Source organism: Sporosarcina koreensis, assembly GCF_042655825.1.
GTDB classification, from domain to species: domain Bacteria; phylum Bacillota; class Bacilli; order Bacillales_A; family Planococcaceae; genus Sporosarcina; species Sporosarcina koreensis.
The window spans coordinates 241,612-254,835 of record NZ_JBHSNP010000010.1; the positions used below are offsets into that span (position 1 = coordinate 241,612).

Sequence of the window (13,224 nt, forward strand, 5' to 3'; positions counted from 1 at the left end):
TTTTATTAAAATGATTTTGGAATGAGGAGGAATTGGGATGTTGAATGTGACGGAAAATCGGTTTGCGAATTATCCACAGCAGCCACACGGGGGGAAACTGGTCGACAAAGTGTTGACGGGAACGGAAAGGGAAGAGGAGCTGGAAAGGGCGAGATTGCTGCCATCCATCATGGTCGACCTGGAAGCTGTCATCACGCTTGAAATGATAGCGACTGGCGTTCTGTCGCCGAATGAAGGCTTCATGAATGAAGTCGACTATAAATCCGTATTGAATGAAGGCAGGCTTTCGAACGGCACGGTTTGGCCGGTTCCGCTCAGCTTCGCACCGATCGGCAACCGAAACAAAGAAATCATCAAAACGCTTTCCGTGGGGGACGAAGTGGCGCTTTCTGATGAACAGAACGAGCCTGTGGCGATTTTGAAGATTGAAGACATTTTTGACTATGATAAAGATTATCGCGCTTCGCATCTATTCGGCACGACGGATCGGAACCATCCTGGGGTGGATGCGATTTTCAGAAGAATGGGAGATGTCGCGCTCGGCGGGCCGATTACATTATTGCGTCGGGTCGATTGGGGGCCGTTCGAGAAGCTTCGATTGGAACCGAAAGATACATGGCATGAATTTTACGAGGTGAAGAAATTCCGCTCCGCAGCAGGGTTCATTACAGGGGCGAATCCTTTGCATCGCGGCCATGAATACATCCATAAAAATGCGCTCGAAGAAATCGACGGCTTGCTCCTTCAGCCGCTTGTCGAGATGGCGAAGCGCGAATATACGCGCCATGAATTCCGGATGCTGTCGTATCGGAGCGTACTAGACACGTATTATCCGAAAGGCAGGTCGATCCTTGCACCACTCAGGGTGACGTATATCTTTGCGGGTCCACGGGAGACAGTGCTGCATGCTCTCATTATGAAGAACTATGGCTGTACGCATGCGCTCATCGGCCGGGATCACGCGGGAATCGGCGACTACTACGATAAGTATGCGAGCCATAGCATTTTTGACCAGTTCAAGCCGGAAGAGCTCGGCATTGACGTGCGGCTGTTCCATGAAGTGTTCTACTGCACGCGTTGTGACGCACCTGCGACAGAGCAGTCCTGTCCGCATGATACCCAATACCGGATTAATATTTCAGGGACGGGAATCCGTGAAATGCTCCGGCACGGCATCATGCCGCCGAAGGAGATCGTCCGTCCGGAATCTGCGCGGATCGCAATTCAAGGCGTCCAGCCAAAAGGGCTCGATGAACATGGAAGCGCTATCTCGCCTGTCGGGAAGGTAATTAAGAGCATGTTCCCGTTCTATTTGGAGCGCACAAGGCTCGGAGGACGGAAGCGGGTTAGGCCTTTGTCGATCGAAGAGTTGACGAATGACGACTTGGAAGCGGTCAATTTGGACGTCCGTGCGAATGCCGACCGGATTTACCGGGAAGTGTTCGAGGAGTATACGAGCGTCGGTGACACGAACCGGGGCTTGCAGCCGGAATGGGTGATGGATGCAAGGGATTCATTGCAAACCCAGCAGCGGATGGTCATCTCGGATCTTGAGGAGAAAGTGAAGCAAGCGCCTGCTGCCGCTTCGGATGAATTCATGTATCAGGATAAAGAGGAAGCGCTGCGGGAACTTGAAGTAGCGAAAAAGATCCTCGGCGATATCCCGAAAGTGCTTCGCGCGGCCGATTTCGACTACCGGACGTGGAATACCCTGCCGTATAAACGCTACCGCGGCAGCGACGAGCCTGAAGAGAAGAAATGAGTTGAGGTTCGGATGGGCGGAAACCTGAGACGAGCATAACTCGTTGAGATTGCGCCATCATGTATGTAAACTCGAGCATAACTATTAACGGAGAGCTTTCCGCCATATTGGCGGAAAGCTTTTTTGGTTTTAATAGAGTGATTTATGATCACTTACCAGGATTTCTAGCGCTTAATGGGTTTCATGATCACGTAGTTTATGGAAAACTATACCTTAACCATTGCACCACGATGTACCTCGTGTTACGATGTTGTGAAGAGGTGAATGAAGTGGATCAAGAGATGATGAAAGGGAGCATTGACTTGATATTGCTGTCGCTCATTGCACAGCGGGATATGTATGGGTACGAAATCGTCAAGGTGTTGAAAAAGGTTAGTGATGATACGTATGAAATGAGTGAAGGGACCCTTTACTCGGCATTGAAGCGACTTGAAAAGAGACGTTGGGTCGAATCCTATTGGCAGGAAGCGGAGGGCGGGAGGAGAAAGTATTACCGTCTGACCGATGAAGGTGTAGAAGCTTTGGAAAGCAAGCGCGAAAATTGGGAGTGGATGAATGGACTTGTCCGCAAAAGCTCGGAAGGTTTGCTATGAACCAGGTTTTTCATCGCTTCGTCGAAGGGATTGTACGTGAAACCGACAGCAATCAGGAGGAGCGCGAGGATCTGTATGAAGAACTTCTCTCCCATTTGGAATGTTCATTCAAAGACTACCAAAAGCAAGGATATTCAAACGAGGAGGCAATGCGAACCGTCATGACAAACTTCGGGGATGAACGGAAGATTGGTCAGCAGCTCCAACAGGCAATGTATCCATATCGAAGGGAAATGATGCTTGGCTTATCAGTCGCGTCACTGCTTTACGCGTATGGCGTCTACTTGTCTCAATTATTGATAATGGGAGACGCGCATATTTTATGGTTGGTCGTTGCTGTCCTCAGTAGCACCGCATTGCTCTTACTAACCGTGAGACCGGTTTCTTCATTGAATCGGCGGTTATGGATGAATAGTTTGCTGCTTATCCATATCCTAATCTTTTTCTACGGCCTGTTACTCGCGACCGATGTCTATCATCCGGTTTCCATCGGCCTGACAATCATAGCAAGCCTGATTCTATTGCTTGCCATCGTACTTGTGTACCGGACGACGATTTATGATTTTTCATCCAATCGGCAACGATCGGCGAAAGATGCGAAACGGCTTCACTTCATTAATATTACAACAGGGATCTTCGTCGTTTTTGTTATATTGTTTTTCCTATGGGCGTTTCTCTTTTTCAGCGCAGAAATGTCCCCTGCAGTTTTCATCATATTCATCCCGCTCGTCATATGGATTGTCTCTTATGCAAGCCAAATGCATTTACTTTCGAGGCAAAAGAAAAAGTGGGCCTATTCAATTGCAATCATTCAAACCGCCATTATCATCTGTCTCATCGGATTGTGGCTGTTGGGAGTGTAGGAGGGGTTTAGTTGAATAAAACATTCGGTTACCTACTAGGGGCTATCGTTCTCATAACAGGAGTTTTCATCATACTCGGGTTCGTTTTCAGCAAGGATGAAAATGAAAAGCAAAATGGATTGACCGCAATCTATGATGTCTCCCAGGATGGTTCGATTGCATATGTCGCATTTGATCAAGGCAAAGCAGGAATTTATTTTTCTGGGAATGAAAAACCTGTTGCCCAACTGCCTGTCGACCAAACCATTTTGGATATTCGCTTTTCGAAAGATGGCAGCAAGCTTGCGTATGTCGTAACGGATAAAGAGATGAGTCAAAAAAGCGAAAGCGCAGTGCATCTTCTGCAAACAGATACGCATGCCAATCAACTTGCGTTTCAGGAACAAGCTTTGATTACTGAACTGGCATTTGACCCGAAAGATCCGGAACTGCTCTTTTACTTGCAGGCGGATACATTTACGAATTATTCGCCGATCACAGGTGAACGGCCGCATGATTTTGATGTGCATAGCTTCCATCTAAACGATCAAACCCACACGAAATATACGGATTGGAAAAAGTATAATATGGCGTCATTGCAAGTGTCCGCGACCGATGAAACGGTATATGTCCAAATGGATGATGATGAACATGTTCAAACTGCGGATGAAGTATTTGCATCAAAACAGCGCATTTTTGAAATTCCGCTGCATGCGCCGGATGAAAAAAAGGTCATAAGCAATCCGGCTGGGGAGGAAGATATTTATGATTTCCTGCTGCTGCCGGAAAGGGAAGAAATCGTGTATCAGGCTGTCGCCGGCACAGGATCGGATGGCATATTCGAATATGAATTATTCAGCTTCAACTGGAAAACGTATGAAACAAAGCAGTTAACGAATCTGAAGGAATATACGGCGAAACCGATAAGCGGACCGGAAAACCAAATTTACTTTTTAGTGGATCGTGAATTCGGGGGAAGGCAACCCCTTTATCAACTCTATCGCATGTCGGAAGAGGGGAAAGATCCGGAAGAGGTAACTTTAAAATAACGCTGGAAACCGGGCATTCCAGTCTCCAGCACATTCCATTAGAAAAATGAATGAAATGGTATATACGCTTCCTTGATTCCGTGAATCATCGCCTTTTTAATCGACGATTGGCTAGTAGGGGCTGCGCGGAATGGAATTTTATACTTTTTGGCGCATTCCTTGGCCAATCCGCTGCTGCGATGGGATGAATGCTCGCTTGCGGAAATGATCAAATCTTTATTTTTGACAGCTGCTTTGAGGCGGGTTTTGCTTTCATCGCCACTGAACACATCCAAAGTAAAGTTCCCGCTTTCTGCGAGCGGCATGAAATCTGAACTCCGGAAATCAGCCCCGATAATAACAATCTTTTTATCTTTTAATAAGTTCAATTCAACATCGGTCCATATGCTTTCTTTTTTCGACGTTGTATCTTTATAAAAACTGGACGGTTTCGGTTCGGGTCTGGCAAGTTCATTCGTGCGCTCCGGATAGCACCAGACGACACGGAACGATAGCGGGTCCGATTCGTGGTACGCAATTGACACGACGCTGCCGTCCTTTAAACTATACGTTTCACTATCTCTTTGACTAATTAAAAATTGATAAGGGGACTCGCCGTCAAGTTTTATTCTCGTTAATTTTCCATTTGTAATATGATGATCTGCAACTAATAATCCATCGGATGTTTTTGTAATGACACAATAATCGATTTCAATTCGATTGCTTTCATGCTTCGTAACACTATTTTTACGTTTAATGAATACTAGATCTTTGAGACGATCCCCGATTGCTTCAATATAATCCCCATGTTCAAACCCATGCATCCTCACAATCTTTTCCGGGACATAGATATCCCCATGCCTTCCTTTTAATATTCCGCCTTTCAATTTCCTTTCCATCGGCGTTCCGAGACTCGTAGTATCGCTGCTACTCGTGACAATCATTCGTTGAGAAGTTTCATTCCTTGAAATATCGACTTCTTCCGGTTCCTTCTTTTCAGGTTCCGCCGAAATAATGATCGAGGGTACGGAACCCCATAATGTCTGGGAAAGTTCGATGAAGTCGAACAGCTTATTGACCCGTTCCCTTGTTTCCGTTATATTTTCATTCGTCATTTGATGCATGCAGCTGATTAGTTCATCTGTAATCTGCTTCAATTTCTCACCTCCTTGTAATTAATTGTAACTCACTTTTCCGAATGGACTGAAAAATAGTTTGTCGCCATGCGAGAAAAGTTGAAAAAAGATGATGCAAACTCATTGAGATTTCTCTGGTTTCTGTGGTAAGCTATTTCCTGTTTTGAAGAACTTAATAGAAATGAAGGCGATAAATAGATGGCAGCAGTTGCAGCCAACGGCCCGGGGAAGAAACTGAATTTGTTTCATCTTACGTGGCCGATTTTTCTTGAAATATTTTTGTTCATGTTGATGGGGTTGGCGGATACGTTCATGTTGAGCGCGCTGTCCGATGATGCGGTATCAGGTGTCGGGGCTGCAAACCAGTACGTGATGATCGCCATCCTCGTTTTGGAGGTCGTCGGAAACGGTGCGGCCATTGTTGTTTCGCAATATTTAGGTTCGAGGCGCTATATAGAAGCATCGAAGATTTCAGCGCTTGCAGTTTCTTTGAATCTTCTCGTCGGACTCGGAGTAAGTGGTGTGTTTATTCTATTCACGAGCCGCATGATGAATGCGATGAATTTACAAGGAGATGTGCTTGCCCATGCGGAAGCGTATTTACTGATCGTCGGCGGGGGGATCTTCCTGCAGGCGATCATCAACTCGCTTGCCGCAGTCATCCGGGTGCACGGGTTTACGAAGCAGACGATGTTCGTTTCACTTGGTATGAACATCATCCACGTCGTCGGGAACTATGCGCTGATCTTCGGGAAGTTCGGGATGCCTGAGTTAGGCGTTCAAGGGGCGGCGATATCTTCGGTCGGCAGCCGGGCAATCGCTATGTTCGTCTTCATCTGGCTTCTATATCAAGTGCTTGAATACCGCATTGAATTCAAGTACTACATTACGTGGTCAAAAGAATACGTCAAAAAGATTTTGCATATCGGTCTGCCTTCAGCGTTCGAGCAGATCCTCTACCAAGCGTGCCAGATCGTCTTCCTTTACTACGTCACCTTCTTAGGGACGGAGGCGCTGGCCGCAAGACAATATGCGACGAACATTTCGATGTTCAGCTATTTGTTTGCACTCGCGATCGGACTAGGGACGTCGATCATTGTCGGACGTCTCGTCGGAAGCGGTGAAAAGGATGAAGTGTACCGGCAAGTTTGGGCGTCGTTGAAACGGGCGCTCGTCTTTACGGTTGTGTTGGTAGCGCTTGTCATGACATTTCGCTATCCGCTTATGCGCCTGTTCACAGAAAACGAGCAGGTCATCGAGCTCGGTGCATCTGTCTTGCTGCTGTCATGTTTGCTGGAAACCGGCCGGACGTTCAATATGGTCATCATCAACTCGCTCCGTGCATCAGGCGACGCGAAATTCCCCGTCCTCATGGGAGCCATTTCAATGGTCATGATGAGTCTCCCGCTCGGTTACTTCTTCGTGTTCGTCCTCGATCTTGGGCTTGTCGGTGTTTGGCTCGCCGTCATTATGGACGAATGGGTGCGCGCAATCGTCATGTCGCTCCGCTGGAAAAGCAGGGCATGGGAACGATATGCGCTTGTGGAACCAGTGCCTGAAGTGGAAGCAAAGCCGGAAGTTGTATAAATGAATAATAAAAGAAGGCCTCTCATTCGATTGAGAGACCTTCTTTTTAATGCTTCACAATATTTCAATCACCAGAAGAAAAACGGGAGTAAAGCAAAGCTTGCGATCGCGCCGATTGCAATGCCTGCACCGAAAGCAAGACCAGGTCCTGCAAAGAACCCGTATCCAAATCCGCCCAAACCTCTTCGGCGACCGAAAGGTTCCAAGAAAACTCTATTGCCCCTGACCGAACGAATAATCCCTCTATGGGTCCGTCCATCTCTCGTTCCAATGACGACGGCTCTTCCGATATGCCTATTGCACAAAGCATGATAGTGTTGAACTGACATCGTGTTGTCACCCCATTTCGTTGAACATAATACATCATATGTGAAGGAATTATCTTCAAGGAGGACAAACACACCGGTGCATCTGCACCTTTATAGCTGTGCAATCTCTTTTGATGGGAGGGTCAATAGGTCTTCTGCATGCAAGTCCGTCCCCTTCATGAAGTTCCGGACAACATAATAACCGACAGCGTATCCGGCCATATGTGGATAGCGGCCCAAACCATAAAGCACTTCTTCATGGGCATCGCTCTCTTTTCGTTGATTCCTATTCGGGTATATGAATTCTTTCCAGAACCTGGCTAACTGCCGGTCTGAATACATTGAAGTCCATGAGGAGGTAAAATCCTCACCGAATCGTTCCGCGACAGCCACTTCTGCCAACCCTTCCAAGATAATCGTGTCTAACAGCGTACAATCCTCTTCACGCTTCGGAAACCTGTTCAGCCGGCATACATGGTTGTATTCGTGAGTCAATATCGCCTTGATTTCAGTTTCCGTATTGTGGGGTGAAATAAATAAAAAAACCTTGTCAGCATAAGCTAACCCTGACTTTCCGTTGAATTCGCGAACTAACACTTTATTGTATGAATCTGAAGGGAAGATAAAGACGGGGACGGAAGGGCCACTCCATTTGCTTCGCAGCAGTTTCAATTCATTTGAGGAAATGTCCCATGCATTATTTGTTTGCAGCTTCTTCGTAAGCGCGCTACCTTGTTTCGCAGAAACGTACATGCCGAAAATCGTTAAGTGATGATGAATCTCTTCGGCGGAAGCGGTAGGGAAGTACTGGGATAATTTCGCGCAAACTTTGGATGGGTCTCCACCAGACTCCTCGATCCATTTGTCGGTCCGGACAACAGTCATGATTCCACTCCCTTTTTGATTTATCCTATTCTTGTGATGAGGGGAAGTTCCGATAAATAAAACCTACTAAATTACTATACATAATAGGATTAATTCTGCTATAATCAATTCAACCAAGGAACATAAGGAGCTGAACGGCTTGCGAGTAGTGAATAATATAGCCGAATTGATCGGCGAAACACCTTTAGTAAGATTGAATCGCCTTCCTGATCAGCGGGGCGCAGACGTATATGTGAAACTTGAATATTTTAATCCAAGCCGAAGCGTGAAAGACCGGGCGGCATACAATATGATAATCGAAGCGGAAAAAGCAGGTTTATTGCAACCGGGGGATACGATCATTGAACCGACTTCCGGCAATACAGGAATCGGCATCGCGATGAACGCCGCTGCAAGAGGGTATAAAACGATCATCGTCATGCCGGACTCTTCGACGCTCGAACGGATCAATATTTTAAAAGCTTATGGTGCAACTGTGGTGTTGACGCCAAGCGATTTGAAGATGCCAGGTGCCATTCAAAAGGCGGAGGAAATTGCGGCGGAAATCCCGAGAAGCTTCATTCCGATGCAATTTGAAAATGAAGCAAACCCGGATATTCATTGGCTTACGACAGGACCGGAAATTATCCGGGCGATGGAATCGCTGAACCGCAAACTGACGGCATTCGTCTGTACGGCGGGCACGGGCGGAACCGTTACGGGAACCGGTGAATATTTAAAGGAATACGACAACACGATTACAGTGCATGTAGCAGAACCGGCGGGGTCTCCTGTTCTATCCGGCGGAAAGCCTGGGAAACACAAGCTTGTCGGAACGAGTCCCGGTTTCATCCCATCGATATTGAACACATCCGTTTACGATGAGATTTTCAAGATCGAAGACGAGGATGCCTATCGAACGGTCCGTGATTTGGCCGCGCGTGAAGGCTTGCTGCTCGGCCCGAGCGGAGGGGCTTCCGTCTATGCCGCGATGCAAGTGGCGAAACGGCTGACGCCGGATGATACAGTGGTCTGCATTGCACCGGATAATGGTGAGCGCTATCTATCCAGTGATTTATTTGATTACGAAGGAGAGGAATAAACATCCTCTCCGTTTTCATAGCATTAATTCCGACTATACGAATAAGATAAGTCGAGGTGTTGAAAATGTATGTAACAATCGATGGAATTGAAAAGAGTTTCAACAATGAAAATAAAGAGCAAGTCAAAGTGTTGGACGACATTGATATCGATTTGGAGAAAGGGAGCTTCGTCTCCATCGTCGGGCCTTCCGGATGCGGCAAATCGACGCTTCTCTATATGATTGCAGGGCTTGTGCAGGCGGATAAGGGCAACATCCGCATCGCGGGGAATGAAGTCAGAAAACCTGGTCCCGACCGGGTCGTCGTTTTCCAGGAGGCCGGACTCTTTCCGTGGCTGACCGTTTTGGAAAACGTAAAATACGGCTTGCTATTGAAGAAGATGCCGAAGCAAGAAGCCGAGGCGAAAGCGATTGACATGTTGAAAATGGTGCACCTGAGCAACTATATCCATTCGTACCCGCACCAGCTATCGGGCGGGATGAAGCAGCGGGTGTCCATCGCGAGAGCGTTAGTGATGGAGCCGGATATTTTATTGATGGATGAACCGTTTTCCGCGCTCGATGAACAGACGAGAATGGTACTTCATAAAGAATTGATGGAGATTTGGAAGAAGACGAAAGTGACGATCTTTTTCGTCACGCATAATATCCGGGAAGCTGTTTTATTATCTGAAAAAGTCATCGTATTCGGCACGCGCCCCGGCAAGGTGAAGGAGATCATTCCGGTTCCGACAACGACGGACGGCGTGTTGCCCGATAGTGTGACATTGCATACAGAGCAGCGGATCTTAGCCATTTTGGAAGAGGAAATCGAAAAGGTGTTGAAGGAGGAAATGGGTGATGACTACAGCTTTACGACGAATCATCTTCATCGCAATGATAGCGGTGATATGGGAAGTCACATCTAGACTTTCGGTGTTGCCGGATTTCATGTTTCCGCGTTTGACACAAGTGTTAGAGACGCTCTTCAACGGTCTCGTGAACGGGCAGATTTTAGCGGCCATTGGGAAAAGCATGAGCAGACTGCTGATCGGGTTTGCCATTGCGATCGTCTTAGGCGTCATCATGGGCTATCTCATTTGGCGCTATAAGCTAGTCGAAGACACACTCGGCTTTCTCGTCACCGCTTTGCAATCCATTCCGAGCATCGTCTGGTTCCCGCTCGCGATCATCTGGTTCGGGTTGAATGATTTCTCGATTCTGTTCATCGTCACGATCGGCGCCACATGGACGATGACCGTCAGCGCGACGAGCGGATTCCAGAATGTGCCATCGCTGTACCAGCGGGTCGCGAAGACATTCGGCTCGACGGGGCTTCATTTCATTCGCACCGTCATCTTGCCGGCATCCGTTCCGCAATTGATTTCAGGCCTACGCATCGCTTGGGCGTTTTCTTGGAGGGCATTGATGGCTGGGGAATTGCTCGGTTCGGGCGGAGGGTTAGGGCAACTGCTCGAAACAGGGCGGTCTCTCGGTCAAATGGATCTTGTCATCTCTGTCATGATCATCATCGCGGTGATCGGGACGATTATGGATAATGTCGTGTTTTTACGTTTGGAACGTTCTGTACAGAAAAAATGGGGTCTCGTATGACCTATACAAAGGAGAAATCGGCAATGAAAAAGTCATTGATCATGGCGTTGTTAACAGTTTTAGTAGCGGGAATCCTATCCGCTTGCGGCTCTTCCGCGTCCGGCAGCAAAACGGTGAAAATCGGGTACTTCCCGAACTTGACGCATATTGCTACGATTGTCGCCCTTGAAAACGGCTATTTCGCAGAGGAATTCGGGGACGATGTAAAAATTGAAACGAAAACAGTTAGCAACGGCGGCCTTTTCATGGAAGCGATGACGACGAAATCGATTGACGTTGGTACAGTCGGACCAGGCCCATTGCTGAACTTCTACGTGAAAAACCCGACATTCCGTTTGATCTCTGGTGCGGTGAACGGGGGAGCTGTGCTTGTTGCGAGTGAAGGTGGCGGCGTTTCGAAGCTTGCCGATCTCGACGGCAAAAAAGTTGCCATCCCGGTTATCGGAAGTACGCAGGACGTCATGCTTCGCAAAGCGTTGAAAGAAGTAAATCTTGAAACGACCTCGAATGGCGGCACGGTCGAATTATTCGCCGCTGCACCTGCTGATACCGCAACATTATTCGTCCAAAACTCTGTCGATGCCGCGGCGACACAAGAGCCGTGGGGAAATATCCTCGAAACGCAGGCGAACGGCAAGCTGATCCTTGATTGGGATGAATTTGCATGGGGCAAAGAATCCACGAACACGGTCGTTGCAGCAAGCGACGAGTTCTTGAAAAATAAAGAGTTTGCCAAAGCTTATTTGAAAGCGCACAAACGGGCGGTCGAGTTCATCCGACAAAATCCGGAAGAAGCCCAAGACCTCGTCATCCAGCATATTAAAGAGTTGACAGGGAAGGAAATAAACAAAGAAGAAACAGCTGCCGCATTCGCAAAGCTTGAGGTTACGACCCAGGTAAATGAAAAAGTCATTCAGGAAATGGCGGACATCAGCAAGGAAGCGGGCTATGTACCGAGCAGCGATATTAAGGGAATGATCGATCTTTCTTATTTGAAAGAGTAATGAAAAAAGGGACTCACCATGATGTTGGTGAGGTCCCTTTACTTTATTCAATAATCGGCTTGGGCTTCCCGCGTGCGTCTTGCCTTGCCGGTTGCCATCGATATCGAAACGACAGCGCATATGAACGCGATGACGACAACGCCGCCGCCGACAGTCGCCGTGCTTGTGACCGACTCGGTATGGCCCAGCACGACCGCGCCGATTCCCGAGCCCAACGCAATCCCGACTTGCAAAGCGGAATTGTTGAGGCTTTGATGGATATCAGACGAAACGGGATCAGTTTGAATAATATAATCCTGCTGCGGAGGTGCAAGTGCCCAACTTAATGCGCCCCAAATCATCATGATGACAATGAAGAACGGAAATGAAAATGTCGAATAGGGCAGCAGGAATAGAACCAAAGCGAAAGAACCGATAATAATGAGAATGCTTTTCTTCGATCCGACCCAACCGGCAAGATTCCCTCCGAATGCCCCGCCAGCTACCGCCGCGATCCCGAATAGGAAATAGCAGATACTGATCCAGTATTGGTTCAAGTTCAAATTTGTTTCCAAGAAGGGTGTCAGGTAGGCGTAAACCATATAATGGCCTGCCAGCATGAACATCGTCGCCAAGTGGGCAAAGACGATTTTTTTATTCGCCAGTGATTTGATTTGCTCGGAAAGGGGCTGAACTTCGCTCATCGGAATCTTCCCAAGGAAGATGGAGACGAAAATGAACGAGCAGACCGACAGAATCGCAATTCCTAAAAAGACGCTGCGCCAACCGAATGCATTTGTAATGAGAATGCCAAGTGGCACGCCTAACACGAGGGAAGAGCTGATCCCCATTACAATATAACTGATTGCCTTCGCACGCTTTGGCGCTTCGACGATCTTCGCAGCAATCGTCAAGGAAAGGACGATGAGGAGCGCCGCGCTCGTCGCGGTGATGACACGGGCAATCATGACAAATGTGAAAGTGGGACTGAAAAAGGTCATAATATTGCCGGCGAAAAAGATCGCCATTGTAACCAAATAAAGCTTTTTCCTTTCGATTTTAGCGGTCAATGATAATAAAACCGGACCAGCAATGGCGAATACAAGCGCATAGACCGATATGAGCTGCCCCGCTGTCCCGATGGAAACGTTCAAATCATCAGCGATAATCGGCAAAATGCCGCCGACGATCAATTCAACGAGTCCGACTGTAATCGTGGATATCGCAAGAATGAAAACTCGTAAATCCATAAGAAATCCTCCTTTTAAAAATAAAAACCCCCGACTACAAAGTAAGTTCCTTTGTAATCAGGAGTTAACGGTTCCTGGTAGAGACCCTCAAACCATATTATTGAGGTTATACATATATGTTGTCGTTATGAAATTTTCCATTCACAAATCTAACATGATTCGAAAAAAATATCAAG

Annotated in this window: 13 protein-coding genes and 1 riboswitch; of the genes, 9 read left to right on the forward strand and 4 right to left on the reverse strand. The window is 47.4% G+C overall.

What is annotated here, in order from left to right:
* Window positions 1-37 precede the first annotated feature (37 nt).
* From ACFPTP_RS06405 to ACFPTP_RS06420, 4 genes are all read left to right on the forward strand, one after another.
* On the forward strand, window positions 38-1,762 hold the full coding sequence (locus tag ACFPTP_RS06405) for a sulfate adenylyltransferase (RefSeq protein WP_381443063.1): 1,725 nt from the start codon (window positions 38-40) through the stop codon (window positions 1,760-1,762).
* Window positions 1,763-2,031: 269 nt separating this feature from the next.
* Window positions 2,032-2,355 (forward strand): PadR family transcriptional regulator, encoded by a 324-nt coding sequence (locus tag ACFPTP_RS06410; protein ID WP_381443064.1) that lies wholly within the window; start codon window positions 2,032-2,034, stop codon window positions 2,353-2,355.
* A complete protein-coding gene (locus tag ACFPTP_RS06415; RefSeq protein WP_381443066.1) occupies window positions 2,352-3,218 on the forward strand; it encodes a permease prefix domain 1-containing protein in 867 nt (288 codons plus the stop codon). The genes ACFPTP_RS06410 and ACFPTP_RS06415 overlap by 4 nt, the downstream gene beginning before the upstream one ends.
* A gap of 11 nt (window positions 3,219-3,229) precedes the next feature.
* Complete coding sequence (locus ACFPTP_RS06420; RefSeq protein ID WP_381443067.1) at window positions 3,230-4,246, forward strand: hypothetical protein; 1,017 nt, start codon at window positions 3,230-3,232, stop codon at window positions 4,244-4,246.
* A gap of 38 nt (window positions 4,247-4,284) precedes the next feature.
* On the opposite strand, the gene ACFPTP_RS06425 is transcribed toward ACFPTP_RS06420, so the two are convergent.
* The gene (locus tag ACFPTP_RS06425; RefSeq protein WP_381443068.1) at window positions 4,285-5,382 is read right to left on the reverse strand and encodes a DUF2325 domain-containing protein; all 1,098 of its coding nucleotides are present in this window, start codon (window positions 5,380-5,382) and stop codon (window positions 4,285-4,287) included.
* Between the two features lie 177 nt (window positions 5,383-5,559).
* Between ACFPTP_RS06425 and ACFPTP_RS06430 the strand changes: the two genes are divergently transcribed.
* Window positions 5,560-6,948: an MATE family efflux transporter gene (locus ACFPTP_RS06430; RefSeq protein ID WP_381443069.1), complete on the forward strand. Its 1,389-nt coding sequence runs from the start codon at window positions 5,560-5,562 to the stop codon at window positions 6,946-6,948.
* A gap of 68 nt (window positions 6,949-7,016) precedes the next feature.
* On the opposite strand, the gene ACFPTP_RS06435 is transcribed toward ACFPTP_RS06430, so the two are convergent.
* Both ACFPTP_RS06435 and ACFPTP_RS06440 read right to left on the reverse strand, forming a co-directional pair.
* Window positions 7,017-7,277, reverse strand: a complete 261-nt coding sequence (locus ACFPTP_RS06435; protein ID WP_381443070.1) for a hypothetical protein — start codon at window positions 7,275-7,277, stop codon at window positions 7,017-7,019.
* A 90-nt stretch (window positions 7,278-7,367) separates the two neighbouring features.
* Window positions 7,368-8,141, reverse strand: a complete 774-nt coding sequence (locus tag ACFPTP_RS06440) for a DUF2268 domain-containing putative Zn-dependent protease (RefSeq protein WP_381443072.1) — start codon at window positions 8,139-8,141, stop codon at window positions 7,368-7,370.
* Window positions 8,142-8,280: 139 nt separating this feature from the next.
* Between ACFPTP_RS06440 and cysK the strand changes: the two genes are divergently transcribed.
* The 4 genes from cysK to ACFPTP_RS06460 all read left to right on the forward strand — a co-directional run bounded on the left by cysK (window position 8,281) and on the right by ACFPTP_RS06460 (window position 11,819).
* Complete coding sequence (gene cysK, locus ACFPTP_RS06445; protein WP_381443074.1) at window positions 8,281-9,222, forward strand: cysteine synthase A; 942 nt, start codon at window positions 8,281-8,283, stop codon at window positions 9,220-9,222.
* Window positions 9,223-9,287: 65 nt separating this feature from the next.
* On the forward strand, window positions 9,288-10,130 hold the full coding sequence (locus tag ACFPTP_RS06450; RefSeq protein ID WP_381443075.1) for an ABC transporter ATP-binding protein: 843 nt from the start codon (window positions 9,288-9,290) through the stop codon (window positions 10,128-10,130).
* Window positions 10,063-10,815, forward strand: a complete 753-nt coding sequence (locus tag ACFPTP_RS06455) for an ABC transporter permease (RefSeq protein ID WP_381443076.1) — start codon at window positions 10,063-10,065, stop codon at window positions 10,813-10,815. The genes ACFPTP_RS06450 and ACFPTP_RS06455 overlap by 68 nt, the downstream gene beginning before the upstream one ends.
* Window positions 10,816-10,838: 23 nt before the next feature.
* Complete coding sequence (locus tag ACFPTP_RS06460; RefSeq protein ID WP_381443078.1) at window positions 10,839-11,819, forward strand: ABC transporter substrate-binding protein; 981 nt, start codon at window positions 10,839-10,841, stop codon at window positions 11,817-11,819.
* A 47-nt stretch (window positions 11,820-11,866) separates the two neighbouring features.
* On the opposite strand, the gene ACFPTP_RS06465 is transcribed toward ACFPTP_RS06460, so the two are convergent.
* Window positions 11,867-13,048, reverse strand: coding sequence for an MFS transporter (locus tag ACFPTP_RS06465; protein WP_381443079.1), 1,182 nt, complete (start codon window positions 13,046-13,048; stop codon window positions 11,867-11,869).
* A gap of 34 nt (window positions 13,049-13,082) precedes the next feature.
* A riboswitch (purine riboswitch) is annotated at window positions 13,083-13,182 on the reverse strand.
* Window positions 13,183-13,224 lie beyond the last annotated feature (42 nt).